This window comes from Tessaracoccus coleopterorum, assembly GCF_011174705.1.
GTDB lineage: Bacteria > Actinomycetota > Actinomycetes > Propionibacteriales > Propionibacteriaceae > Arachnia > Arachnia coleopterorum.
Window position 1 is genome coordinate 3,450,756 of sequence record NZ_JAANIJ010000001.1, and the last position, 24,044, is coordinate 3,474,799.

The 24,044-nt window shown below is 69.8% G+C and carries 24 protein-coding genes and 6 pseudogenes; 18 read left to right on the plus strand and 12 right to left on the minus strand.

Going from position 1 to position 24,044, the window contains the following annotated elements:
* Positions 1–180: 180 nt before the first annotated feature.
* From G7085_RS36045 to G7085_RS28640, 14 genes and pseudogenes are all read left to right on the plus strand, one after another.
* A pseudogene (locus tag G7085_RS36045) lies at positions 181–1,868 on the plus strand (glycoside hydrolase family 13 protein).
* Between the two features lie 153 nt (positions 1,869–2,021).
* Complete coding sequence (locus tag G7085_RS22020) at positions 2,022–2,498, plus strand: hypothetical protein (protein WP_197512589.1); 477 nt, start codon at positions 2,022–2,024, stop codon at positions 2,496–2,498.
* A 300-nt stretch (positions 2,499–2,798) separates the two neighbouring features.
* A pseudogene (locus G7085_RS36050) lies at positions 2,799–7,826 on the plus strand (DEAD/DEAH box helicase).
* Positions 7,820–8,998: a hypothetical protein gene (locus tag G7085_RS22060; protein ID WP_197512601.1), complete on the plus strand. Its 1,179-nt coding sequence runs from the start codon at positions 7,820–7,822 to the stop codon at positions 8,996–8,998. The pseudogene G7085_RS36050 and the gene G7085_RS22060 overlap by 7 nt, the downstream one beginning before the upstream one ends.
* Positions 8,974–9,195 carry a hypothetical protein gene (locus G7085_RS22065; protein WP_197512603.1) on the plus strand — a complete coding sequence of 74 codons (222 nt, stop codon included), beginning with the start codon at positions 8,974–8,976 and terminating at the stop codon, positions 9,193–9,195. The genes G7085_RS22060 and G7085_RS22065 overlap by 25 nt, the downstream gene beginning before the upstream one ends.
* A complete protein-coding gene (locus tag G7085_RS22070) occupies positions 9,188–10,435 on the plus strand; it encodes a UvrD-helicase domain-containing protein (protein ID WP_231979802.1) in 1,248 nt (415 codons plus the stop codon). The genes G7085_RS22065 and G7085_RS22070 overlap by 8 nt, the downstream gene beginning before the upstream one ends.
* Complete coding sequence (locus tag G7085_RS28620) at positions 10,360–10,827, plus strand: UvrD-helicase domain-containing protein (protein ID WP_331715882.1); 468 nt, start codon at positions 10,360–10,362, stop codon at positions 10,825–10,827. Before G7085_RS22070 ends, G7085_RS28620 begins: the two co-directional genes overlap by 76 nt.
* Positions 10,828–10,874: 47 nt before the next feature.
* Complete coding sequence (locus tag G7085_RS28625) at positions 10,875–11,180, plus strand: hypothetical protein (protein WP_231979803.1); 306 nt, start codon at positions 10,875–10,877, stop codon at positions 11,178–11,180.
* 2 nt (positions 11,181–11,182) lie between these two features.
* Positions 11,183–11,407: a 3'-5' exonuclease gene (locus G7085_RS28630; protein WP_231979804.1), complete on the plus strand. Its 225-nt coding sequence runs from the start codon at positions 11,183–11,185 to the stop codon at positions 11,405–11,407.
* An 84-nt stretch (positions 11,408–11,491) separates the two neighbouring features.
* Complete coding sequence (locus G7085_RS22080; protein WP_197512605.1) at positions 11,492–12,454, plus strand: DUF262 domain-containing protein; 963 nt, start codon at positions 11,492–11,494, stop codon at positions 12,452–12,454.
* 239 nt (positions 12,455–12,693) lie between these two features.
* Positions 12,694–13,197: pseudogene (locus G7085_RS28635) on the plus strand (HNH endonuclease family protein); the annotation flags it as partial.
* A gap of 137 nt (positions 13,198–13,334) precedes the next feature.
* Complete coding sequence (locus G7085_RS22085) at positions 13,335–13,940, plus strand: restriction system modified-DNA reader domain-containing protein (RefSeq protein ID WP_197512606.1); 606 nt, start codon at positions 13,335–13,337, stop codon at positions 13,938–13,940.
* A 75-nt stretch (positions 13,941–14,015) separates the two neighbouring features.
* A complete protein-coding gene (locus G7085_RS22090) occupies positions 14,016–14,276 on the plus strand; it encodes a hypothetical protein (protein WP_197512608.1) in 261 nt (86 codons plus the stop codon).
* Positions 14,277–14,776: 500 nt separating this feature from the next.
* A pseudogene (locus tag G7085_RS28640) lies at positions 14,777–15,010 on the plus strand (transposase); the annotation flags it as partial.
* Between the two features lie 14 nt (positions 15,011–15,024).
* Here the strand turns inward: G7085_RS28640 and G7085_RS22100 are convergent.
* Entirely contained in the window at positions 15,025–15,450 is a 426-nt protein-coding gene (locus G7085_RS22100; protein WP_197512611.1) for a hypothetical protein, read from the minus strand.
* Positions 15,451–15,515: 65 nt separating this feature from the next.
* Positions 15,516–16,783 (minus strand): annotated as a pseudogene (locus G7085_RS22105) (IS256 family transposase).
* A 53-nt stretch (positions 16,784–16,836) separates the two neighbouring features.
* Here G7085_RS22105 and G7085_RS36055 point away from each other — a divergent pair.
* Both G7085_RS36055 and G7085_RS22110 read left to right on the plus strand, forming a co-directional pair.
* Positions 16,837–17,025, plus strand: a complete 189-nt coding sequence (locus G7085_RS36055) for an HNH endonuclease (RefSeq protein WP_408647241.1) — start codon at positions 16,837–16,839, stop codon at positions 17,023–17,025.
* Positions 17,026–17,325: 300 nt separating this feature from the next.
* On the plus strand, positions 17,326–17,805 hold the full coding sequence (locus G7085_RS22110; protein ID WP_197512612.1) for a hypothetical protein: 480 nt from the start codon (positions 17,326–17,328) through the stop codon (positions 17,803–17,805).
* A 162-nt stretch (positions 17,806–17,967) separates the two neighbouring features.
* Here the strand turns inward: G7085_RS22110 and G7085_RS22115 are convergent, their stop codons facing one another.
* Complete coding sequence (locus G7085_RS22115) at positions 17,968–18,435, minus strand: hypothetical protein (protein WP_197512613.1); 468 nt, start codon at positions 18,433–18,435, stop codon at positions 17,968–17,970.
* A 19-nt stretch (positions 18,436–18,454) separates the two neighbouring features.
* Complete coding sequence (locus G7085_RS22120; RefSeq protein WP_197512614.1) at positions 18,455–18,820, minus strand: rhodanese-like domain-containing protein; 366 nt, start codon at positions 18,818–18,820, stop codon at positions 18,455–18,457.
* A gap of 180 nt (positions 18,821–19,000) precedes the next feature.
* Here G7085_RS22120 and G7085_RS22125 point away from each other — a divergent pair, with 180 nt between their 5' ends.
* A complete protein-coding gene (locus G7085_RS22125; protein WP_197512615.1) occupies positions 19,001–19,219 on the plus strand; it encodes a hypothetical protein in 219 nt (72 codons plus the stop codon).
* Between the two features lie 69 nt (positions 19,220–19,288).
* On the opposite strand, the gene G7085_RS22130 is transcribed toward G7085_RS22125, so the two are convergent.
* Positions 19,289–19,609, minus strand: a complete 321-nt coding sequence (locus tag G7085_RS22130; protein ID WP_197512616.1) for a hypothetical protein — start codon at positions 19,607–19,609, stop codon at positions 19,289–19,291.
* Positions 19,564–20,283 (minus strand): DUF1707 SHOCT-like domain-containing protein, encoded by a 720-nt coding sequence (locus G7085_RS22135; RefSeq protein WP_197512618.1) that lies wholly within the window; start codon positions 20,281–20,283, stop codon positions 19,564–19,566. Before G7085_RS22135 ends, G7085_RS22130 begins: the two co-directional genes overlap by 46 nt.
* Before the next feature lie 307 nt (positions 20,284–20,590).
* Here G7085_RS22135 and G7085_RS22140 point away from each other — a divergent pair, with 307 nt between their 5' ends.
* Positions 20,591–21,340: an alpha/beta hydrolase gene (locus tag G7085_RS22140; protein ID WP_197512619.1), complete on the plus strand. Its 750-nt coding sequence runs from the start codon at positions 20,591–20,593 to the stop codon at positions 21,338–21,340.
* A 211-nt stretch (positions 21,341–21,551) separates the two neighbouring features.
* Here G7085_RS22140 and G7085_RS36060 read toward each other — a convergent pair.
* The 6 genes and pseudogenes from G7085_RS36060 to G7085_RS22165 all read right to left on the minus strand — a co-directional run.
* Positions 21,552–21,899, minus strand: a pseudogene (locus G7085_RS36060) (acyl-CoA thioesterase); the annotation flags it as partial.
* Between the two features lie 7 nt (positions 21,900–21,906).
* Entirely contained in the window at positions 21,907–22,272 is a 366-nt protein-coding gene (locus G7085_RS28645; RefSeq protein WP_231979805.1) for an NAD(P)H-binding protein, read from the minus strand.
* The gene (locus G7085_RS28650; protein WP_231979806.1) at positions 22,233–22,559 is read right to left on the minus strand and encodes an NAD(P)H-binding protein; all 327 of its coding nucleotides are present in this window, start codon (positions 22,557–22,559) and stop codon (positions 22,233–22,235) included. Before G7085_RS28650 ends, G7085_RS28645 begins: the two co-directional genes overlap by 40 nt.
* Positions 22,560–22,569: 10 nt before the next feature.
* Complete coding sequence (locus G7085_RS22155) at positions 22,570–23,151, minus strand: NYN domain-containing protein (RefSeq protein ID WP_331715883.1); 582 nt, start codon at positions 23,149–23,151, stop codon at positions 22,570–22,572.
* Positions 23,091–23,255: a PIN domain-containing protein gene (locus G7085_RS22160; RefSeq protein WP_197512620.1), complete on the minus strand. Its 165-nt coding sequence runs from the start codon at positions 23,253–23,255 to the stop codon at positions 23,091–23,093. Before G7085_RS22160 ends, G7085_RS22155 begins: the two co-directional genes overlap by 61 nt.
* Positions 23,256–23,307: 52 nt before the next feature.
* Positions 23,308–24,030: a TetR/AcrR family transcriptional regulator gene (locus tag G7085_RS22165; protein WP_197512621.1), complete on the minus strand. Its 723-nt coding sequence runs from the start codon at positions 24,028–24,030 to the stop codon at positions 23,308–23,310.
* Positions 24,031–24,044 lie beyond the last annotated feature (14 nt).

The following is a 24,044-nucleotide window of genomic DNA, read 5'->3' on the forward strand; positions in this document are numbered from 1 at the left end:
GCACAAGGGCTGCGGCCAGGGCGGGTGCTGCGGTGAGCAGGTGGCGGCGTCGCACGTGCGGTCTCCTTCTGTCGGGACTCAAGGCCCTAGGCTACCCAGCCGGGGTATCGTGCGCGGGAGGGACGAAGGTCCTTCGAATCTGACACGCGAGCAACGTTGCAGCGAGCACGCATATGCTGGGTGCGTGACCCGCAGAGCGCCCAGACCACGCCCGCCACGACCCAGCCCTGGTGGCGCGAGGCCGTCTTCTACCAGGTGTACCCGCGGTCCTTCGGGGACACGACGGGCGACGGTGTCGGCGACCTCGCCGGCATCACCGCCCGCCTCGACCACGTCGCCTCGCTCGGTGTCGACGCCCTCTGGCTCTCGCCCTTCTACCCGTCGCCGCAAGTCGACGCGGGTTACGACGTCGCCGACTACTGCGACGTCGACCCCATGTTCGGCACGCTCGACGACCTCGACACGCTCGTCGCGGCCGCGCACGCGCGCGACCTGCGCGTGACGATCGACCTCGTCCCCAACCACTGCTCCGACCAGCACCCCTGGTTCCAGGCCGCGCTCGCGGCCGGCCCCGGCAGCCCGAGCGGGAGCTCTTCCACTTCGTCGACGGACGCGGTGAGCGCGGCGAGCTCCCCCGAACAACTGGCGTTCCGCGTTCGGCGGACCGTCGTGGACGCGCGTCACCGAGCCCGACGGCACGCCGGGCCAGTGGTACTACCACCTCTTCGCGCCCGAGCAGCCCGACTTCAACTGGGGTCGCCCCGAAGTCCTCGCCGAGTTCGAGCGCATCCTCCGCTTCTGGCTCGACCGCGGTATCGACGGCTTCCGCATCGACGTGTCCGACGCGCTCATCAAGGACACGGCGTGGGAGGACACGCCTGACGGCAACCCGCTCATCCCCAAGGACGACGCGAGCGGAGTCCACGAGATCTACCGGGCGTTCCGCGCCGTCATGGACTCCTACGACGGCGACCGCATGGCCGTTATCGAGACGGGGGCGCCCGACGATGTCGTCGCGCTCTTCCTCCGGCCCGACGAGATGCACCTCGCGTTCAACTTCCGCTTCGTCAAGGCGGGTTGGGACGCGGCCGCGATCCGCGCGGCGGTCGACGACTCGCTCGCGGCGTACGGCGCGGTGGGTGCGCCGACGACGTGGGTGACGGACAACCACGACACGACGCGCTCGGTGACGCGCTACGGCGCGGACGTGCGGCTCGAGGGCGAGTACGTGCCGGGCTCGACTGCCGAGCTCCCGCTCGACGACGCCGCGCTCGCTCGCGGCACGCGCCGCGCTCGCGCGATGGCGGTGCTCCTGCTCGGGCTGCCGGGCGCGGCCTACGTGTATGCGGGCAGGAACTTGGGCTCCCGGAGGTCGTCGACCTCCCTGCCGAGGTCCTCCAGGACCCGATCGTCGCGCGCTCGGGCGGCACGTCGCGCGGGCGCGACGGCTGCCGCGTGCCGCTGCCGTGGGCGGGCTCGCGGCCGCCGTTCGGCTTCGCGCCCGACGGCACGACGACGTGGCTGCCGCAGCCGGAGGACTGGGCGTCGCTGACGGCGGAGTCCCAGGCCGACGACGACGCCTCGATGCTCGCGCTCTACCGGGCGCTCGGCACGCTCCGGCGTGCCGAGCCCGCGCTGCGGGCGGTGACGTCGAGTGGCTCGAGCAGACGGCGACGCGCCTCGTGCTGCGCCGGACCCCTGCCGCGGGCGTCGGGGGCCGGGCGCTCACGCTCGTCGTCAACCTCGGTGAGGAGGCGGCGCCGCTGCCCGACGGTGAGCTGCTCCTCGCGACTGCGCCGCTCGTCGGGGGATGCTCGCGGGCGAGTCTGCGGGTGTCCTCGCCTGACCGCGGGCGGTCGGGCGGGTGAGGGTGCTCGGCGACGGGTGACCCACTTCTGTACCGGTTGCTGACCCCCGTGCGCGTTGTCAGACTTCTGAGTGCACGACCCCTGTCCGCTCTGCGCCAGGGAAGGCGGTGCGCCCGGAACGATCCGGTCGCCCTCACACCGAGGAGTCCTGCGATGGCCGCAGACACGACGACGCACTCGCACCCGACGACGGTGTCGGAGCCGCGCGACGCAGCGGAGGATATCCGCGTCGCCCTGCATCGGCTGAGCTCGTCGGCGCCCGAGGAGTTCTTCAACATCGCCAACGACCTGCGCGCGCTCGGCTGCGACGACGCGGCCGTGCCGTTCTACGAGAAGGCCATCGAGGCGGGTGTCCCGAGGCCACATACAACCTCGCGCTGCTCCACCACGAGCGTGGCCGCACCGAGATCGCGCGCTCCGGGTTCGTTGCGGCCTCGGAGGCGGGTGACGCCAAGGGTGCGTTCATGGCGGCGCAGATCTTCGAGGCCTGCGGTGACGACGACCGTGCGGCGCTCCACTACGCGCGGGCGCTCGAGCTCCCGGAGACCCCTGTGCGGCTTGCGTGCGTCCTGCGTCGCATCGGCCTCGCACAGGAGGCCGACGACATCGTCGCCGAGTCCGCCGCCATGAGCTGGGAGTCCGCCGTCGAGCACGCGCTGCGCGACGCGACCCGGTGGCCGAGGGCTCACGCACCTCGACCACCACTGGTCGCGCGGCGAGACGCGCGTCGCCGTGACGCTTGCGCTGCTCCTCGAGGAGGACGGCCGGGCCGACGACGCCGAGGCGGTGCTCCTCGTCGCCGCCGAGGCCGGTGACGTCCAGGCGCTCACGAACCTCGGCACGCGCTGGCGTGACAACGCATCCATCACGCCGATGTTCGATAGGTTGAGGCCGTCGAGGGAAACTCATCGTCCAGTGCGGGGAGGGTACGTGAGCGAGCTGCTGCCGGGGTACCAGGCCACGCGCCTGCGCGCCGGTCTGATCGACTACCTCACCACCACGTTCGCTCTAGTCGACTCCGATGCACAGGCCGCTCTCCGCGAACTCCTGGAGGACGAGTCGGAGGGGATGTTCAAAGGCCCCTACCTCCGCACCGGGATGCCGTTCAGTGCAGCCCCGCGCCGTGCCGTCTCACCGCTGGACTGGATGCCCGCCGGCTTCGACCCGTATGCCCACCAGGCAGCGGCGTTCCGACGGCTCTCCTGCCTGAACGGCCGTCCCCAGCCGACGCTGGTCACCACTGGTACCGGCTCGGGCAAGACGGAGGCCTTCCTGTACCCGATCCTCGACCACTGCCTCCGCGCTCGCCGGCAGGGCGTGGGTGGGATGAAGGCCCTCATTCTCTACCCGATGAACGCACTCGCCAACGACCAGGCGCAGCGACTTGCCCGGCTGATCACCCAGCGGGACTCGGACGGGCACCAGCCCCTCGGTTCGGTCACAGCCGCCCTCTACACCGGAGAGGCGGCCGTCTCCGCCGATGGGAAGCGCTCCGGTCCCACCACCAAGGTCACGGAGACCGGGCTCATCACCGACCGGGCGATCATCCGGGACGACCCACCGGACATCCTGCTGACCAACTACAAGATGCTCGACCAGCTTCTGCTGCGTTCCGTCGACCAGAAGCTGTGGGAGAAGTCGGCTGATTCGCTGACGTACCTGGTGCTCGATGAGTTTCACACCTACGACGGGGCGCAGGGCACGGATGTCGCGATGCTGTTGCGTCGGCTTGGTCTGGCGCTGAAGTCGTACTGGCCGGAACGGGGAGCGCTGGCGACACCCACAGTGTCGAGGAGTGGGGTCGGCCGCTGGGACGAATCACGCCGGTGGGGACGTCCGCGACACTCGGGCCGCGGGAGGATGCGCCGTCGGGTGCGATGGACATCGTCGATTTCGCCACTCGGGTGTTCGGGGAGAAGTTTGATGACGGCTGTGTCGTCGGCGAGCAGCGTTTGGCTCCGGATGAGTGGTCGGATGTGGGGCTGGGTTGGGCGGTCGGCCGCCGGTTTCTGAGGCTTCGAGGCTCGCTAGCGCTCGCACCTCAGCCAGCGGGAATGGAGCTCGCACGTCAGTCGGCGGAGTTGGCGCGAGTCAGGAGGCTTCGAGGCTCGCTGGCGCTCGCACCTCAGCCAACGGGTTGGGGAGGTCACGGAGCAGGTGGCCGCCGACGTCGTGGCTCAGATTGACGACGACACCGATCCAGCGGAGCTGTGTCGGATCGTCCTGACCGCTCTTCACGAGGATCCGCACACCGCCGACCTCAAGACGCTCGCGAAGTCCAGCGCATTCATCCGAGACTTCCTGGCTGCCACCGCCCAAGCTACCCACGTCACCGAAGTCGCCCGGCTCATCCGTGGCACCCGGAGACGCTGGACGTTCGCCGTCGGTTCGTCATCGCCGTCCACGGGCCCTCGGTCACCTGCGGGCGCGCGGCAAGGACGGCGGGCCCGATCGCGACATGCCGTCCACCGAGGCGCACATGTGGGTGCGGGAACTCAGCCGCATCGACCGCTACGCCGACTCCGCCGCCCGCTTCCGCTGGGGCGACGACGGTCCGCCCGTCGCGAGCGAGGACGCCACCCAGGGCGGCGGTATCGCGTTCCCCGCCGTCCACTGTCGGTTCTGCGGCCGTTCCGGCTGGGGTGTGGAGCTCGGACCGGTCGGAGACCAGCTCGCGGCCAACGACGAGAACATCCGACGCCACCACGTCACCCGCGAGGGCAGGTTCAGACCCTCCTCAACGCCTCGGCGGATGTCGACTCCGACGCCCCACCCGAGACAGGCCTGGCCTGGTTCGACCCCGCGAGCGCCGGATCACCACCACTCAGAGTGACGTCGACCCCACCGCCGTCCGCGAGGGCCGCGTGCTGCGCGTCGTCACCCACGTCGGGAGGACGCCGACGACGACTCCGCCAAGGACACCTGCCCCAGCTGCGGCCAGACCGACGCCATCCGCTTCACCGGCAGCGCCATCGCCACCCTGATGTCGGTGACGCTGTCCAACATGTTCGGCCAGGCCACCCTCGACGAGGCCGAGAAGAAGTCGCTGGTCTTCGTCGACTCAGTCCAGGACGCCGCCCACCGCGCCGGCTTCGTCTCCTCCCGCTCCCACACCCTCACCCTGCGCTCCGTGCTGCGCGCCGCCGGCGACGCGCCGCGATCGCTGCCCGCGCTGGTAGAGCACGCCGTCGAGCAGGCCAAGGACGACAAGTTCAAGCGCTACCGGCTGCTGGCACCCAACCTCACCGCCCGCGAGGAGGAGTTCAAGCCCTTCTGGGAGAAGGACAACCCGCCGGCCAAGCTCACGGCCATCGCGCGGGAGCGTCTCCTGTTCTCCGCCACGCTTGAGTTCGGCCTCACCAGCAGCTTCGGCCGCACGCTGGAGCGCACCGGCACCATGAGCGCCCACGTCGCCATCGACGGCGCCGACCTGTTGCGCTCCGCCAGGAAGGCACTCGACTCGCTCGACCCCGGCCTGTTCCCCACGACGTCGACGACTGGATGCTCACCGCCTGGGCCCGCGGCGCCGTCGAACGCATCCGCACCCAGGGCGGCATCTGGCACCCCTGGCTGCAGAGGTACGTCACCGAGGACGGCAACCGCTGGCACCTGTGGAGCCGCAAGGGCCGCGCCAAGTACATGCCGCCCTTCCCTCCCGGCCGCTCCACGCCCGCCTTCCCGCGGGTCGGCGGGGCGAAGATCGAGCCGAACAAGGCGCTGCTCGACCCCGTCACGGACACCCGGGCCTGGTACGCCCGGTGGGCCAGGCGCTGCCTCGGCTTGGACGGCGCCGCCGGGGAGTGCTCGCCCGCACGCTGCTGGACCAGCTCGCCAAGGATCAGCTGCTCCGAGCCGTCGAGACCCGCAGCGGCGCCACGGTCTACGCCATCGAGCCCGCGCGTGTCGTCGTCGCCCCACCGAGGATTCGGATGTCGACGCCGGCCGCCACACCTTGCGCTGCACCACCTGCCACGGCGAGTTCCCCGTCAGCCTCGCCACCGGCGCGGAGCTCGCCGGCGGCCCTGCCTCCACGCCACCTGCGCCGGCACCCTCGCCCCGCACCCGGGCGACGCGGACAACTACTACCGCCGCCTCTACCGCTCCTCCGAGGTGCGGCGCGTCGTCGCGCGCGAGCACACCAGCCTCCTCGATACCAAGAAGCGCCTCGAGTACGAGAACGCCTTCAAGTCCAGCGCCGACGACCCCACCGCGCCCAACGTGCTGGTGGCCACCCGACGCTGGAGATGGGCATCGACATCGGCGACCTGTCCTCGGTGATGCTCGCCTCCCTGCCTCGCACCGTCAGCAACTACGTCCAGCGCGTCGGCCGCGCCGGCCGCCTCACCGGCAACGCGCTGGACCTGGCGTTCGTCCAGGGCCGCGGGGAGTTCCTGCCCCGCCTCGGCGACCCGCTCTCCCTCATCAACGGCGCCGTCACCCCGCCCGCCACGTACCTCAGCGCCGAGGAGATCCTCCGCCGCCAGTACATCGCCCACCTCGCCGACAGCCTCGCCCGCGACCCCGACGCCATCCACCCCGCACCACCGGCACCGCCCTCGCGCAACCCACCGGGGGAAGAACACCTTCCTCGACCAGCTCGTCGAGGCCTCCCGGAAGCCCGGCGCCGTCGACCGCTTCCTGGCGGCGTTCGCCGTCGACGGCGACCTCACCGCCACCCTCCGCCCAGACGCCGCGGAGGCGCTGCGTGCATGGGCCACCCGGGGCCGGACGGCTCCAGCGGGCTGGTGGCCACCATCGGCCGCGCCGCCCAGCGCTGGCACGCCGAGCAGCAGGACCTCAAGGACCGCCTCGACCAGCTCGTCGGGAACTGCCCGACCTTGAGGCCCGCGAGCAGGACAGCGACGACGACGCCCGCGCGCTCAAGGAGGCCCGCGCCGAGCAGCGCATGCTGGAGGCCCAGATCGGCGCCGCGTACGGCGACTTCTGGATCTCCGCGCTCGAGCGGATCGGGCTGCTGCCCAACTACTCGCTGGTCGACGACTCCGTCCAGCTCGACGTCACCATGAGTTGGATCGACTCCGACACCGGCGAGTACCACTCCGAGGCCGCCGACTACTCCCGCGCCAGCGCCAACGCCCTGCGGACTTCGCCCCGGGGCGTCGTTCTACGTCGGCGGCCACCAGATCGACATCGACGCCGTCGAGGTGGGCCACGACGGCTCCGCCATCCGCACCGTGCGGCTCTGCCCCACTGCGGCTACAGCCACGACGGCGACGACACCCCACCACCTGCCTGCGCTGCGGGAAGTCCGGCATCAACGACGTCGGGCAGCGGTTCGAGACCATCGAGCTCACCCGCGTCTCAGCGTTCGTGCGGCGCGACGAGTCCCGCATCGACGACTCCAACGACGAGCGCGTCCGCGCCGGGTTCGCCATCGTCACCGCCGCTGACGTCGACCCGCAGACCGTCCAGCACCGCTGGTACACCACCGGGGGCTGGGGTGGCGTACCTCAAGGGCATGGACGTGCGCTGGTACAACCTCGGCCCCGCCGCCACACCGCCGGCGAGATCACCATCGCCGGCAACCGGCTCGCCGGGCCGCGGTTCCGGATCTGCGAGGCCTGCGGCCACCTCGACCGCACCGGGCTGGCCAACAAGCGCGACGAGCACCGGCCCTGGTGCAAGCACCGCCACAGCCACGAGGAGCACACCCGCTCCGTGCTGCTCACCCGCAAGCTCACCACCGAGGGCGTCGTGCTCACCCTGCCGCAGGGCATCGCGTTCGGCGACGACGTGTTCGCCGTGCCCAGCCTCACCGCCGCCGTCCTGCTCGGGCTGCGCGAGAACTACGGCGGCGCGCCCGACCACCTCGACGTCGCCTTCATCAAGGACCCGCTGCTCGACAACCGCGACGCCCTCCTCCTGCACGACCTCGTCCCCGGCGGCACCGGCTACCTGGCCGAGCTGGCCGACCCCGCGAGCTGTGGCAGGTGCTGATCGGCGCGCTGGAGCGGGTCAAGGACTGCGCCTGCGCCGAAGAGGGACGGCTGTCCTGCCACCGATGCCTGCTGCCCTTCGCCGCCCGCACAACCGCGAGGTCACCTCCCGGGTCGCCGCCGAGCGGCACCTGCGCACCCTGCTGGGGATCGACGGCGGGGAGCCGCCGCTGGTGCCGTCGTGGAACGTCACGGAGGCCCGCCGGCGCCGGATCCGACGGGGAGTCGTGGCTGGAGGAGCGGTTCCGCGCCGCGTTCCTGCGGCTGGCGGCCAAGCTGGGCGGCACCGTCAAGCAGACCCCGAGCATCTCCGGCGGCAACATCATCACCGTCTCGCTGGGCTCCCGTACGTTCCGGCTCCGCCCGCAGGTGCACATCGCCAACTCCAAGCCCGACTTCGTCCTCTCCAGCGAAGGTCTGCCGGACGTCGCGATCTTCACCGACGGCTGGCAGTTCCACGCCTCGCCGAAGTGCAACAACATCGCCGACGACGCCGCCAAGCGCCGCATCCTCCGCCAGGGCGGCACGCTGGTGCTCGCGATCACCGCGCAGGACCTGGCGCTCGATGAGGCGGGCGACGCGGCCACGGCACCGTCGTGGTTCAAGGCGCCGCTGGTGCAGAGGCTGAACGCCGAGCCGGCGATGCAGCACACCGCGGCCGCACGCGAGGCGCTACTCGGCGGGCCGCTGGCGTTCCTGGCCGGCTGGCTACAGCAGCCCGACCCCGACAACCTCGAGCGCTTCGCCCGGGCGGCCGCGTTCTCGGTGTTCGCCTCCGGTGCCCCTGGGGACAGGTCGGTGGACGAGCTCGCCGTCGGCCTGGTGTCCGGGTCGGGCGTGCAGACCCGCGTCTGGCGCCACGGCAGCCTCACCGTCGCGGTGGGCGTCCCGGCCCCGGGCTCGGTGCGGCTGGCCGCGGTGCTCGACGACACCGTCGACCTCACCACCCCGAGGCCAAGGAGGCCTGGCGCGAGTGGCTGCGGCTGGCCAACGTCCTGGCGCTGCTGCCCGCGTCGATCGCCGCGTTCGAGGCCCGCTCGGCCGCCGCGCTCCCGGCAGCCCCGGTGGTGGACATCGTGCACGGTGGAGTCGTCGTCGGCGCCGAGTGGCAGCCCATCGTCGAGGAGCTGGCGGGGGAGTCGGCCGAGGTGCTCGACCTCATCGCCGCGCTGAGCGACGCCGGCGTGGCCGCGCCCGACGGCGAGGTGGGATACGAGCTCGACGGAGTGCCGTTCGAGCTGGTGTGGACGAGCGAGAAGATCGCGGTGCAGCTGGACCCGGCCCCGGGCGTCGAGGTGGACGGATGGCGCATCCTCGCGCCCGACGCGGCTGTGATCGCGGGTGCATGGAAGGAACGAAGCGATGCCTGAGAGCGTCATCATCTACCCGAAGCAGGACAAGCTGCTCGACTCGTCCATCAAGCAGAAGGCCTACAGCTTCCTCGAGAAGCTCGCCCAGGACGACAGCGCGCCCGGCCTGCACATCGAGCCCGTCAACAACGCCGCCGACGCGCGCGCCCGGACCGGCCGGGTGGACCAGCAGTACCGGGCGCTGCTGTTCAAGCTCACCACGCCCACCTCCACCGCCTATGTGGTGCACGGCATCTACAACCACGACGACGCCTACAAGATGGCGGCCAAGGTGCAGCTGACGATCAACCCGATCAACGGGCTGCCGGAGTACAGCTCAGTGGCCGCAGCGGAGCCCGAGCTGACGTGGGCGGAGCCGGTGGCCGTTGAGGCGCTGCCGTCGGCACCTCAGCCGCTGATCGCGTTCAGCGCCGCCGACCTCACCGTCTCCCTCGGCATCCCGCCCGCCACCGCGGAGCAGGCGGTCGCGCTGACGAGCAAGGACGCGATGCAGGCCTTCGCTCAGACGCTGCCCGAGTGGCAGGGCCTCGCGCTGCTGTTGCTGGCCGACGGGGAGTCGATCACACAGATCCAGCAGGAGCTGGAGATCATGAACCGGCCGATGAGCCCCGCGGAGGCCGCCACCCGGTTCGTCGAGCCGGAGCCGGTCAGCGACCAGGAGCTCCTCGACAGCTTCGACCACCCCAGCGCACAGATGGGATTCGCCAAGCTCGCCGGCGCCGACGAGCTGCGCCGGGTCATCACCGGCGGCGACTTCTCCGCCTGGCGCGTGTTCCTCCACCCGCAGCAGCGCACCTGGGTGCGGGGCAGCTGGAAGGGGCCGTACCGGATCTCCGGCGGCGCCGGGACCGGCAAGACCGTCGTCGTGCTCCACCGGGCGCGGCGGCTCGCGGTCGAGGACCCGGACGCGCCCATCGTCGTCACGACGTTCACCACCAACCTGGCCGCCGAGCTGTCGCGGAGCCTCGAGCGCCTCGACCCCGACCTGCGCTTCGCCGACGCCCTCGGCGCGCCCGGCCTCCACGTCAAGGGAATCGACGCGCTCGCCCGGGCGGTGGTGCAGTCGGCGGGTGCGGAGGTGAGCGAGGCCGTCGCGGCCGTGCTGGGCGTGGGGCGGACGGACATCGGGGCCGGACCGACACCGACGCCGCCTGGCGTCAGGCGGTGCTGCGCGCCGGTGAGGACCTCGACGAGAAACTGCGCAAGCCCGCGTTCCTGGCCGCGGAGTACGAGATGGTGATCCTGCCGCACCGCATCACGCAGCTGGCGGACTACCTGAAGGTGGCGCGGCCGGGTCGCGGAGTGCGGCTGTCGCGGGCAGGGCGCAAGGCCGTGTGGGCCGTCGTCGAGGCCTACCGCGGGGCCGCCCGCGAGGCGGGGACGCTCGACTTCGCGGAGGCCGCCTCCATCGCCGCGGCCCACCTCGAGGCGACGGGGGAGCGACCCGCCCGGCACGTGCTCGTCGACGAGGGGCAGGACTTCAAGCCCTGCCACTGGCAGCTGGTCCGGGCGCTGGCGGCGGAGGCGCCCAACGACATCTTCATCGCCGAGGACGCCCACCAGCGGATCTACGGGCAGAAGCTGATGCTCTCGGCGTACGGGATCCGAACGCAGGGCCGGTCGCGGGGCTGAAGCTCAACTACCGCACCACCGCGCAGAACCTGGCGTGGGCCGTCGGCGTGCTGACCGGGCAGGAGGTCGTCGACTCCGACGGCGAGGCCGAGACCATGGCCGGCTACCTGTCGGCGCGCACCGGCCCGAAGCCGGAGGTGCGCTCATTCCCGACGCTGACGGCGGAGCTGGACTTCGCGGCGGACCTGGTCGGCTCGTGGGCCTCCAGTGGCGAGGTTGCGCCCGAGACGATCGCGGTGCTGGTCCGCGACCGGGTCACGCGAGACCGCGTCGTCGCCGGCCTGGGGAGCGCGGCGTCGACGTCCGGGCCCTGGAGGCCGGCACCGTCAAGCCCGGCTACCCGCTGGCGCTGACGATGCACCGCGCGAAGGGCACAGAGTTCACCCGGGTGCTGCTGTTCGGGCTGAATAGGGACTCGATGCCGATGGGGCTCAAGGCCTACGACTACGACGACGAGGAACTCGGCGAGGCGCAGCTGCGGGAACGGTCGCTGCTCTACGTTGCCGCGTCCCGTGCCCGCGATGAACTGGTGGTCACCTACAGCGGCACCGCGTCGTCGCTGCTGCCGCCAGTGGGGTAGCCCACGCCGGTTCGCTCCCGGCCGACGGCGCCGAGGTCAGCCGGATGCCCCGGTTCGCTGACACTGTCGGTGCCAAGCGGCAAGATGGCGATCGTGGAAACCGCAGTACGAACGCCGATGCAGATCTTCAACCTGCCCCAGCAACTGGTGGTGCCGCTATTCCAGCGGCCGTACGTGTGGGATGAACAGAATCAGTGGTCCCCGCTCTGGCAGGACATCCGCCGCCTCGTCGAGGCCCGGGAGCGGGATCCCTACGCTCAGCCGACCCACTTCCTCGGCGCGATCGTCGTGCAGGCCAACGACATGCAGCTGGGCCATCTTCCCGGCAGCAACATCATCGACGGCCAGCAAAGGCTCACCACTCTCCAGCTCCTCATGGACGCCGCTGCCGGCGTGCTCAAGGAGAACGACCTCGATACCCTCGCCGGGCAGCTCGAAACCCTGACCCACAACCAGATGAACTTCGTCGGGCCCGACGACTCGGCGCTGAAGGTTCGCCACACCAACAAGGACCGGGCCGCGTTCGACGAGGTCATGGAGGCCGAGCCGCCGGTCCCACACGAGGCATTGAAGCACTCGGGGTCGACCATTACCCGGGCCCACGGCTACTTCACCCGGATGGTCTCGGACTGGCTCGGTGACCCCGACTCCGAGGGTTTCTCGCGTCGCGCCGACAGCCTTGTCTCGGCGCTGCTCAATGGCCTGCAGTTGGTCGCGATCAATCTCACGGCGGCCGAGAACTCCCAGGAGATCTTCGAAACCCTCAACGCCCGCGGCACCCCGTTGACCGCGGCCGACCTGATCCGCAACTTCGTGTTTCAGAGGCTCGCGGCCGAAGGCGCCGACACGCGACGCGCGTACACCGAGGACTGGCCGTTCGAGAAGAGGTTCTGGGAGGACGAGCTCAGCGTAGGACGCAGTCTCGTGAGCCGCAGTTCGCTGTTCTTCAACCAGTGGCTCGTCTCCCGGGTGGGGGAGGAGGTCGGCCCCAGCAGACCTTCACCCGGTTCAAGGCCTATGTCGAGCACGACGGCAATCACCGGATGACCGAACTGTTGCCGATCATCAAGGCGCAGGCCGATCTCTACGAGGCGTGGACCAAGGCTGCGAACGACACTGATCGGCAGCTCACCGTGGTGGAGATGGCCGTCTACCGGATGAAGGCAAACGGTATCGAGCTGCTCAAGCCCCTACTGATCTGGCTGCACTCGCCCGAACGGGACCTGCCCACACAGGTCATCGACCGCGTCGTGGCCGCGGCCGAGAGCTGGCTCATGCGCCGCCTCATGCTGCGGCTCGCAGGTTCTGACCTCGGGCGCGTCGTCGCCGACGTGATCCGGGTCTTCAATCAGACACCTGCGGCAGATCTCGTGGACGGCGTCACCTCGTATCTCTCGCGCCTGGACGCCGTGAGCACCTACTGGCCCGGCGACGAGGAGATCAGGACGGCGCTCGCCACGGAAGGCGTGTACCGGCGCTTCCGGCGTGGCCGGCTGAGGGTCCTGCTTGAGGCGATCGAGAACGACTTCAGGGCGGGCACCGACCAGCCGCAGGTCCCGCGAAGGGGATACCCCATCGAGCATGTCCTCCCGCAGGCATGGTCGGATCACTGGCCGGTCGAAGGGGAAGCTGCGGAGGCGGAGCGTGCCGCGCACGTCCACCGACTCGGCAACCTGACGCTGTTGACGAGGTCGCTCAACTCCAAGGTGTCCAACGCGGACTGGACCAGGAAGCGCGAGAAGCTGCGTCTGAACGACACCCTGCTGCTCAACAGCCGCCTACTCAACGGTGCCGGCGACGCAGCCTGGGACGAACAGCAGATCGACGCACGCACGCCCGCCCTGGTCGACGTCCTTCTCTCGACCTGGCCCGTGCCCGCCGGCCACACGGGAACCGTGGTCGATCCGCACAACAAGGTCAAGAGCGATTGGATCGAGGTCAAGCACCTCGTTGCTGCGGGCCTCCTCGCCCCGGGACCGTCCTCACGCCAGGTCCCGACGGACCCTGGAGGCACCGGCATGCGACCGTCCTCGCCGACGGTCAGCTCGCGGTTGAGGGCCGGCACTTCGACTCGCCGTCAGGTGCGGGGAAGTTCGCAAAGGGCGGAGTGACCAACGGCTGGTCTTTCTGGAAGTTGGCCGACGGCCGTCGGCTGCTCGACGTCCGTTCGGCCTTCACCGGCAAGCACAATCCCAGCGAGCGCGCGGGCTACTTCGACTGGTCCGCGCTGCACACCATCCTCGAATCGCTCCCGGCCGGTCACTGGACGACCTACGGCAGCCTGGCGGAAGTGATTGGCACCTCGCCCCAACCGCTCGGCGGTCACGTCGCTGGCTGCGGCCAATGCTCGAACGCCCACCGGATTCTGCAGCGTGACGGCTCCGTCTCTCCGGGCTTCGCATGGACGGATCCCGATGACACCCGCAGCCCGATCGACATGCTGGAGGACGAGGGCCTGGTGTTCTCCAACGGCAAGGCCGACAAGGACCGCGAGTTGTCCGCAGACGATCTCGCCGCTCTGATCGACGACTGACGAAGCTGCGAGTGATGGAGTCTGCGCCATCATCTGCGCCATCGCCCTCCCGGTGCGCTCGATGGAGGCCGGTGGGTGCTTACGATCGACAACGGAATGCCGTCAGTGCCGACTGGGACCATGGAGGTGTCGAGGGGAGAAGCGTTGAGGGAGATCGCTGAGGTTCCGTTCTCTCTGGCCGGGCTGCAGGTTGATGCCGTGGTCGAGGTCGAGACCTGGCTGCAGACCCAGGCGGAGCCCGAGTTCGCGCTGTGGTGGCGTCCGTCCGGCGCCCGGAGTGTTCGGGTGCGCAGCACCGCGCAGCTCACTGACTGCCTTGAGGGCTGTGGGGCCTGACCGCCTGGGGGTGTTGGAGCGGGAGGGCGGGAGCCCGTGGGGCAGACGATGCGCGTCCGGGCGGTTTCGTCGTGGAAGTGACGGGGACGGTTGGGCGCAGCGCGTCACACCGATCGGCAGCCTTGGCCCGGACGGGTCCCCGTACCCGGGCCACCAACTCCGACAGTGCGAGCTTCTCTGGGACCTCGTTCTTGGAGGGGGAGAACATTCCCACGGCCTCGGGTGTCGCCCAGATCCTGTGGGGTTGGGTGTGCGGTGGCATTCTGCCGGCGGGCTATCAGCTGCGCGATGTCCTCGACCGTGGCGAATGACCATTTGCAGCCGCGGCTCGTCGAACTGCCCGGGCGACTCGTCGATCGGGTTCATGTGGTGTTGGACAGACTCCCAAAATGAGAATGTTCCGCCCCGGGATACTGGAGACAGTGAAGCCACGGAAAGGAAAGTTGACTTCATGCCAGCACCCGTAAGTACCCCAGGAGTTGCGTGAACGCGCGATCCGGATGGCCCTGGACATCCTCGATGAAGACCCTAACGCCCGTGGCGTGTTCAACCGGATCGGTCACCAGCTCAACGTGTCTCCCGAGACCCTGCGCGGCTGGGTCCGGCAGGCCCAAACCGACGGCGGACAACGCCCCGGGACCACCACCGCTGACGCCCGCCGGATCGCCGAACTCGAACGCGAGAACCGTGAACTCCGACGCGCGAACACGATCTTGAAGTCGGCCTCAGCTTATGTGGGTGATCGCTGTCAAGCGGTGGCTTGATCGAGGCCTTCGAGGAGGTTGGTGTAGATCTCGGCGCGGCGGGTTTGGCCTTTGGCGCAGGCGTCGTCTCGTTGGGCGATGAGGGTGGGCCGGTGCTGCTGGGTGGTGAAGAACATGGGGCAGGTTTCGCAGATCGTTTCGTAGCGGCAATCGAGCTCGACGGGCCGGCGGCAGTAGCCGTTGCCCAAGAGTCGTTTGTTGACCTCCGCATGCAGGGCGGTCATGGCTGGCCCGGCGGCCTCGGCGGGCAGGACGGGGATGGCGGGCTCAGCATCTTGGTAGAGGGCTTCGATCTTGCTGGTGACTTGGAAGTACTGGTCGGCGACGGTGCGGTCACCGATGCGGGCGTAGACCATCGTCATCGACAAGTCGGCGTGGCCCAGTAGCGCGGCGATCGCTTCGAGGCTCATGCCGCGGTTGATGGCTTGGGTGGGGGTCTGTCAAATTAACGGTGTATCTCATGGTTGTTTGACTCTCAGTATCGGCGGCCGGCGGAGAGCCGTCCGTCGAAGGTGATCTCGAACGCGTTCAGGGCACCCTTCCAGCGCTGCGTCCAACGGGCTCTGCCCTTCCCGGTGGGGTCCAGCGCCATCACAGCGAGGTAGACGCACTTGAGCGCGGCCTGCTCGTTGGGGAAGTGCCCACGGGCCTTGACGGCCTTGCGGATCCTGGCGTTGACCGACTCGATCGCGTTGGTGGTACACACGATCCGGCGGATCTCCTTGTCGAACTGCAGGAACGGAACGAACTCGGCCCACGCGTTCTCCCACAAGCGCACGATCGCCGGATATCGGGTGCCCCACTGCTCGGTGAACTCCAGGAACCGGTCCTCGGCCGCCGAGACGGTGTCAGCGGTGTAGATCGGCCGCAGCGCGCGGGCGATCTTGTCCCAGTCCTGCCTTGCCGCGTAACGGAACGACCCGCGGATCAGGTGGACCACGCAGGTCTGCACGATCGTTTGCGGCCACACGTTACCCACCGACTCGGGCAGCCCCTTCAGCCCGTCACACACCAGCATCAACACGTCCGTCACGCCACGGTTCTTGATCTCGGTCAGCACCTGCTGCCAGTACTTCGCGCCCTCGCCGCCGTCACCGGCCCACAGCCCGAGGATGTCGCGGTTCCCGTCGACAGTGACCGCCAACGCGACGTAGATCGGCCGGTTCGCGACCTGCCCGTCACGGACCTTCACATGGATCGCGTCGATGAACACCACCGGATACACCGGGTCCAGTGGTCGGTTCTGCCACTCGCCCATCGAGTCCAGGACCTTGTCGGTGATCGTCGAGATCGTGGTCTTCGACACCTCAGAGCCATAAACATCGGCCAGATGCGCCGCGATGTCGCCATGGGTCAGCCCGCGAGCCGACAGCGACAACACCACGTCCTCGATCGCCCCAGACGCCGTTGCCGCTTCGCCACCACGACCGGCTCAAACGACCCGGCCCGATCCCGAGGCACAGCGATCTCGACCGGGCCGGCCTTCGTCAGCACCGTCTTCGACCGCGTCCCGTTACGGGCATTGTCGCTGCCCTCGACCCGCTCGTGCTTGTCGTAGCCCAGATGCGCGGTCATCTCGCCCTCCAGTGCCGACTCCAGGACCAGCTTGGTCAGCTGCGCCAGCAACCCGCCCTCGCCCTCCACCGACAGCCCCAGCCGCTGCGCGTCGCCCACGAGCTGCGCCACCAAATCCTTGTCCACCAGCGGGGCCGTTCCCGTCGCCGTCACCTCGTCACCCTCCATCACGACCGCCTCAGCGACCGGCTCAACCTGCATCCTCATCGGGTACCTCCTACATCGGAGTTACACCGGAAAACGTACAGTCCCGCGATTGGGCCGATCACGTCGTTCACTGGAGCCGCGGCGGCCGCACCGAGCTTACCAACGGCCAGATGCTGTGCCGGGAGCACCGGAATGGCAAGGCTCACAAGATGCCGAGCCGCCTCTACCGTTGGCACCTGGCGCGATGTCGCTGGCGCTACTAGCGGGATCCCTCCGCCCGGCGACGGGAGGGTGAGACCGGGGCCTGGCTACTCTGGCCCCCATGACTCGTGATGGAAGGCCCTCCAGGCTCAAGGATCTCCGACTCTTCGGTGCAGACGCCAAGAGACCGGGCATCGCCGAAGCGACAGCATTCGGGCGGCGCCTGGCATGGTGGCTGAACGGCGAGGAGTTCGCGATCGGCCACGAGCCCGCCTCTACGTCACGTTCGACCCCGCTCTGCCCGAGGGCAGCCTGGAGGCCAAGCCGCAGAGGTTCACCCGGACGACTGGTGGTTTCGGGAGGTGTCGGTCGGCGTGCCCGGCGACTTCCCCGGTGACGACGACGCAGCTGTCGCTAGTGCAGGCATCATCGCCGCCCTGCGGATGCTGCGACCCGACCAGACCGAGCTCGTCGAGCGTGCCGCGCAGACCGTTGCCACGGAGGGCGAGCGCTGCCGGTTCCTGCTGCGCGTCAAGGAAGGGGCCAAGGACATCCTGGAGATCTCCACCACGATCGGCACCTGGCCTGAGCCTTCTCTGTTGTACGCGGGCGTCGTCGACAAGGCGACGGGAAGCTATCGTGAGGCGCCTCCGGTGGAGTTGGGGTTCTACGACGACGGGGTCCTGTTGGCCGGCAAGGTCAAGGTGGCGCGGCGTGGCGTCGATCTCGTCCCGCGCACCTCAACTCCCGGCGGATGGTGGCCGACCGGCACGGCGGGGGAGTCGCCTGGCACATCGACAACTTCGTCGAGGCGCAACGCCCTGCGATATCGGGCCTGTTGAAGTTCAGGTGACCGCCGCAGGCCGTTGTCAGGGCCCCGGCCTCGACTGAGGATCCGCGGGTGCGGAGGAGGCTTCGGTCAGCCTGCCGTCGCCGGTGCAGGTGGGCGCACCGGGCAGGCAACCTGCCCCGGAGCCGCCCGACGAGCGCCACGCCCGTCAGGATCAGGGCGCCAAGGGCGAGGAAGGGCTGCAGTGGGGCGAACCAGGTGATCGCACCGGAGTAGCCGAGCGCCAGCAGGGCGATCTTGTTGCACACCGGGCACCCGACGGCGAACCAGGCCAGGATGCCGCCGGCCATCCCCATCCGGCTGCCCGGGGATGCGGTTCCTCCTCGTCGGCTGCTGTCGCCGCTGCGCCGCCGGGGCGCTTGCGCACGTAGGTGGCGATCAGCATCCCCGAGAGCGCCGAGGTGACCAGCCAGACGGGGTAGTTCCACCACACCGGCGCGATCTCCCGCCCGAACACCGGATTGGGGATCAGGACGGTCGCCGTGCCGATGACCAGCGCGACGACCACGCCGGAGACGATCGCCGCCCGGGCCTGGCTACCGGTCCAGAGCCTCAGTGCCCGGCCCGCGAGCCGGAGGCTCTCGCCCAGGTGCTGTGCCGACGGGCGCGAAAGGAAGGGCATGCGGACGGTCCTCTCGCGATCAGGCGGTGACGATGTCAAGGCCGGTGGCGTCGGATGCCGCCTGCAGCCCGCCGGCGTCGCTGACGTGCTCGAAGCCGAGGTCTTCCATGATCCCCACCGCCTTGCTGGAGCGGTTGCCTGAGCGGCAGTAGACGACATAGTCGCCCGCCGGGTCGAGGGTGGAGATCTCCTGCTCGAAGGCGCCCGAGTTCAGGTCGACGTTCACGGCGCCCTCCAGGTGCCCGGAGCCGAACTCGTCGGGCGTCCTGACGTCGACGATGACCGTGTCGGCCCCGACCGCCAGCGGCTCGGGGGCGCTGCACGCGGACAGCGCGACGGTGGAGAGAAGGAACAGCACGGCAAGGAGGGCGCGGACGCGGGTCATGGTTCACCTCAGGAGAGCGGTCAGATACCCCCAGGGTATCGGAACGGCAGCGTGTCCGCGAACCGGCCGCGGCCCGCAATCCGATCGAGCCCGCTCCCGTGGGCGTAGGTTGACCGACATGTTCATCCTGATGTCCGTGCATCACCCACACCCGAGCACCGCGGGGCGCTGATCGCATCGATGCACCGGTACGGTGCCGCGATCGTGGGCAGGCCGGGGTTGGTGTCGGTGCACACCCTCGAGGATGTGGGCTCCGAACGTCTCGTCGGGTTGGCGATCTTCGAGTCGGAGGCCGACTTCGAGGCTCTCGCCCCGGTCGCCCGCGCCGCGGTGGCCGACGACCCGTTCGAGGTCTGGGAGAGGCAACCGATCGAGGGGTTGCGACTCACCGATGTCTAGTGTTTGGTGTCAGAGGTTGGTTGGTGCGCAAGGCGTGGGGCAAGGGCATCGGCGCCACCGTCCACCTGATCATCGCCAAGGGGGTAGCCGCCGACCCACAAGACTCCTTTCCGTGATGATGCCCGGTGGGCCGCTATGGCTCCTCGTGGGGCCCCGTTGGAGGGCGGGGAGGTCGTCATGGGCGAGCTGGTTCCACGTCCGTTCGCCGAGCCGGGTGAAGATGAATGCGGCGGCCGCAGATCCGAGGATGACGGCCACCAGGGCAGCGAGGATCACGAACTGCCACCCGCCGGTGACGAACATCGCGGTGGGGATGAGGGCGAGCGCCGCCGTGATCAGCGTGTTCACGCCGGAGCGGGCGGCCCGGGTCTGGGCCTCGGCGCGGGCCACCCGCTTCGCAACGGACGCCTCCTCCTGCGCTCGGCGGGCCGGGTCGACGGTGAAGCCGTAGCGCTGGCCGAGGCGCGACAGGCTGACCGCGTCGGGAGGCCGGGCCGGATCGCCTCCCACTGCGCCAGAGCGCTCATCCCAGCCCGGTATCCCTCTGCCGTGGCGTCGTCCCACCGGCCGAACTCGATGGCGCCCGCGTCGAGCAGGCCCTCGTTGATCAGAGCCTTCTGAACCGCCTCGACCGGCACGGGGAACGTCGGACCGACCTTGTCGTGATGGTCAACGGTGGCGGCGATCGCCAGGTCGGAGAGCCGGATCCGGTTGTGTAGCGGAGAGATCACCTGCGGGTAGGGGAGCCGCCGGCCGACCTGCATGCCGGTGAAGGACTCGACCGCCCCGACCACCTTCTCGGCCGCCTTGGCGGCCAGGTCGGTGAAGACGGAGACGGCCGGATGCGTGCCGGGAGCCTCGATCTTCCGGCTGCTGAGCGCGACCTCGGGCCAGGGGACCGGCAGGTCTGCGAACAGCCCCCGTAGCTGGGTTTCATCCTCGGCGGCCAGCGCCTGCTCGACCCGTCGCAGGAACGTGGCCTCGTCCATCCGGCCGGCGACGCGGTGCTGCGTCAAGGCCTCGACGGCCTCGTCGCGGTCTGCGTCGGAGATCCTGACGGACACTGAATCCTCCCTGCTCTGGCACGGACAGGATCAATCGTGCCACCCGCCCAGCCGGTCGGCCACCATGCCGGGGTCTGGTCCCGCTGCAATGCCTGGCTTCTGTGGGTTTCGGGAGTGTCGCGGGGCCACCAACTCCTCAGCGGTCAGCCACGGTGGTCAAGTGATACTTTTGCCCGGTCCGTGCAGCAGATGGAGGAGGTGAGACCCGTGATTGTTTCGACGTGGGTGCTCCTCTCTGGAGTCACGGTCGGGCGATAGGTCGTCCGGGAGCGCCCACCCCTCGGCGCTCCATCCGAAAGGCACGACCATGCACCTCACCTTCACCTCTGATCCAACACTCCACGACGGCGTCGTCGAGCGGGAGTTCACCCTTGACGACATCCCAGGAATCCTCTGGTTGCCCGAGGAGGTCTCGACCCCTCGACCGCTGATCCTGCTCGGCAACCCGGGCGACCTGGGCCGGATGTATCCCCGGCTGGCCGCCCGCGCACGGCAGTGCGTCATCGACGGCTACGCCGCAGCCACCCTCGAGCTCCCGGGAAGCGGCACCCGCCCGCGGCAGGCCGCCCTCGAGGAGGCGCGGACCGAGCTCCGCGGTGCGGTCATGGCGGGTGAGAAGGTCACCGCCGACGTGACCGACCGCCTCGTACTACCCATCGTCGAGCAGGCGGTGCCCGAGCTGCGGGCCCTGATCGACGCACTGCTGGCGGTGCCCGGGGTCCGCGGGCCGGTCGGCTACTCGGGCGGCGTGCTCTCGATCGGTGTCCGGCTCGCGGTCGTGGAGCCGCGCATCGTCGCAGTGGGTTTGTTCGCCGGCAGCTGGATCCCGCAGAGCATCACCGAGGAGGCGCGTCGGATCACGATCCCGGTGCACGTCCTTCTCCAGTGGGACGACGAGGGCAACGACAGGCAGCAGGCGCTCGACCTGTTCGACGCGATCGGCTCGCACCACAAGACGCTCCAGGCCAACATGGGCGGACACACCGGCGTTCCGGGGCACGCGGGTGAGGATGCGGCCAGGTTCTTCGACCGGCATCTGCAGGGCCCCGCCGTGTGACGGTGCCGCGGCCGTCGGTTTCCCCGTCAGGGGTGCCGTTGCGCCTGGCGTGTTCGGAGGCGCCCGGTTCCAGGCGAGCACCCACCCGGGCACCCCCTGCATGGGGAAGGCCGCCGAGCGCCGCCTCGATCTCGTCGTGCTCGACGGAGCCGCCGGTCTTCCTGAGGAACCGGGCCCGCACGATCGCCTCGGCGCACAGGACGTCGCCGCGCACGAAGCGCTGCTCCAGGTAGATCCAGCGGTCGTCGAGGCCGAGCACCCGCGTCTCCAGCGTGAACCTCTGCCCGAGCGTGAGCGACCTCCGGTACGTGATCGTCTGACCGGCCACCACCGGATACCAGCCACGGGAGGTGATCGTCTCCCAGAAGCCCGAACGCAGCATGAGATCCATCCGGCCCAGGTCGAGCAGCGAGAGGTACTTGCCGTTGTTCATGTGCCCCAGCACGTCGAGGTCGGTCGGCACCACGCGGAAGGGGGTGCGGGCAGTGTCCCACAGCTCGAGCGGGCCGCGGCGGCGTGATGCGAGGCGTAGGAGGAGCAACCGGAAGAAAAGGTTCATGGACGCCTCAGCCGCGAAGAGCCGTGGCGATCGGCGTCGCCCCGTTGCCGAAGGCGATCGTGCGGCCCACAGTGGAGGCGTCGGCCAGCGCCTCCGCGACCACGGCCGCGACGTCGCCGCGGGTCACGCGCCCGTCGCCTGGAGCCTCATCGCTGACCAGGTCGATGAGGCCGGTCGGGTCGTCCAACGTCAGCGGGCCCGGCGCGACGATCGTCCAGGCGAGAGTCGATGCGCGGAGGTTCTCGTCGGCGGCGGCCTTGGCCTCGGCGTAGGCGAAGAAGGAGTTGTCCGCCGGCACCCCATGGTCGGGGCGGGAGCCGAGGTAGGAGACCATCACGTAACGCGACACCCCGGCGTCGGCGGCGGCGGCCATCGACCGGATCGCCGCGTCACGGTCGACGGCGTAGGTGCGTGCGGGGTTGCCTCCCCGGCGCCAGCCGACCACACGACCGCGTCGTTGCCGCGGAACAGGTCCGCCAGCTGCGGGGTCGTGAGCAGTTCGACGTCGGCCAACACGGGCACCGCGCCCGTCGCCTCGACGTCGGCCTTGTGATCGGGATTGCGGATCAGGGCGGTGACGGTGTCGCCGCGCCCGGCGAGCAGTGGCGCCAGCCGCAGCGCGACCTTGCCGTGTCCGCCGATGATGACGATTCGAGCCATGCGCGAGAGGCTACCCGTCCTGCCGCAGGCGCACGGCGACGGCGGTGGTTCCCTCGTTTCGGAGCTCGTATTCGGGCAGTCCCTTGAGTACCTTGCTCCAGGTCGCCTTCCCATGGTCCTTTGCCGACTGTCCGTGCTCCTGGCTCATGTTCTGCGCCACCGAGTTGAGGCGTGCCCAACCGTGCTTGTCCGCGTTCTTCGTGATGGACGTCGCGAGCAGTTCGGCCAGGGTTGGCGCCTTCGGCTCGGGCTTCGGCCTGGTCTCCACCTTGGCGGGGAGACCGACATAGGTGGTGCAGGCCGCCTGGAACGATGCCGGGGCGTCCGGACGCCCGAACCCGAGCACCTGGTGCCCTCGCTCCCGGAGGTAGGTCGCGAGCGGCGTGTAGTCGCTGTCGCTCGACACGATCGCGAAGATGTCAGGGCGCAACGTGTGGTGGAGGTCGACGGCGTCGATGACGAGGGCCAGGTCGGTCGCGTTCTTGTGCTTGACGGGGTCGGACTGCTGAACGGCCCGGATGCCGCGGCCGGTCAACCCCGCATCCCACTTGCGGAGCGTGGGTTTGAACCAGTTGCCGTACGCGCGACGCACGGTGATGACTCCCGCTGGTCGAGCTTGCCGAGCACCTTGTCGAGGGTCTCGAGGGCGGCGTTGTCAGCGTCGATCAGCACGGCGATCGTGGGTTGATTGGTCACGACTTCGACTGTACGACCGTGCTCACAGGGGGGCGTGGCGACACACGGTCGGCTAGGGCTCGGAGCCAATCAGGTCCGCAAGGCCCGCCAGCACCCGGTCGAGGCCGAAGCGCCACGCGTAGGACGCGTCGTAGGGTGAGCCGGTCACCTCGCCCGCCGCGCGGCCCACCCGCTGGGCAAGCGAGAACCCGGTGCCCAGATACCGCGCCAGCGGAGCCACGGAGTCGGCCCAGGTGGCCGTGAAGTCGACGGCAGGCGGGATCAGTCTCGCCGCGGATGCCCGCACGAAGTCCAGCACGAACGAGAGGGCCGCGTCCCGCTCGAGATCACCCAGGCCGGTCCGGTCGAAGGCTCGAAGCTCGTGCTCGTAGCGCTCGATCGTGCCCGGCCCGAGCGCGATGCGCGGGTCGTCGACCTCGAGCAGCCAGGGGTGCGCGCGCAGCATCGCGAGGTTGTCGTCGGCGACCCGGCGCACCCTGGTCCGCCAGCCCGAGCGCCCGAACCCGGTTCTCGGAGCGGCCCCATGGACCAGATCCGCCATCAACACCAGCAGCTCGTCTCGGTCGTTCACATAGGTGTAGACGGACATCGGCGTCACCCCGAGGGCCGTGGCGAGGGTTCGCACGGTGACCGCGGAGAGGCCTTCGGCATCGGCCACCCGGACGGCGTGCGCGACCACGTCCCCGGTGGCCAGCCTTGCCCTGGGGCCGCGGCGACGGGGTGGGGCGGCTGCCGGGTGGTCGCGCCACAACAGGTCGATCAGCGGTGCCGCCATCTCCGCTCCGTTCG

Bases quoted from the DNA above. Each gene is read 5' to 3' on its own strand.
- G7085_RS22120 (WP_197512614.1), bottom strand. From the start codon at position 18,820: ATGACCCGCGTCCGCGCCCTCCTTGCCGTGCTGTTCCTTCTCTCCACC.
- G7085_RS28650 (WP_231979806.1), bottom strand. From the start codon at position 22,559: ATGGCTCGAATCGTCATCATCGGCGGACACGGCAAGGTCGCGCTGCGG.
- G7085_RS28645 (WP_231979805.1), bottom strand. From the start codon at position 22,272: ATGGCCGCCGCCGCCGACGCCGGGGTGTCGCGTTACGTGATGGTCTCC.
- G7085_RS22115 (WP_197512613.1), bottom strand. From the start codon at position 18,435: ATGCCCTTCCTTTCGCGCCCGTCGGCACAGCACCTGGGCGAGAGCCTC.
- G7085_RS22125 (WP_197512615.1), top strand. From the start codon at position 19,001: ATGCACCGGTACGGTGCCGCGATCGTGGGCAGGCCGGGGTTGGTGTCG.
- G7085_RS22165 (WP_197512621.1), bottom strand. From the start codon at position 24,030: ATGGCGGCACCGCTGATCGACCTGTTGTGGCGCGACCACCCGGCAGCC.
- G7085_RS22020 (WP_197512589.1), top strand. From the start codon at position 2,022: ATGGCCGCAGACACGACGACGCACTCGCACCCGACGACGGTGTCGGAG.
- G7085_RS28630 (WP_231979804.1), top strand. From the start codon at position 11,183: ATGCACCGCGCGAAGGGCACAGAGTTCACCCGGGTGCTGCTGTTCGGG.
- G7085_RS22070 (WP_231979802.1), top strand. From the start codon at position 9,188: ATGCCTGAGAGCGTCATCATCTACCCGAAGCAGGACAAGCTGCTCGAC.
- G7085_RS22140 (WP_197512619.1), top strand. From the start codon at position 20,591: ATGCACCTCACCTTCACCTCTGATCCAACACTCCACGACGGCGTCGTC.
- G7085_RS22080 (WP_197512605.1), top strand. From the start codon at position 11,492: ATGGCGATCGTGGAAACCGCAGTACGAACGCCGATGCAGATCTTCAAC.
- G7085_RS22100 (WP_197512611.1), bottom strand. From the start codon at position 15,450: ATGAGCCTCGAAGCGATCGCCGCGCTACTGGGCCACGCCGACTTGTCG.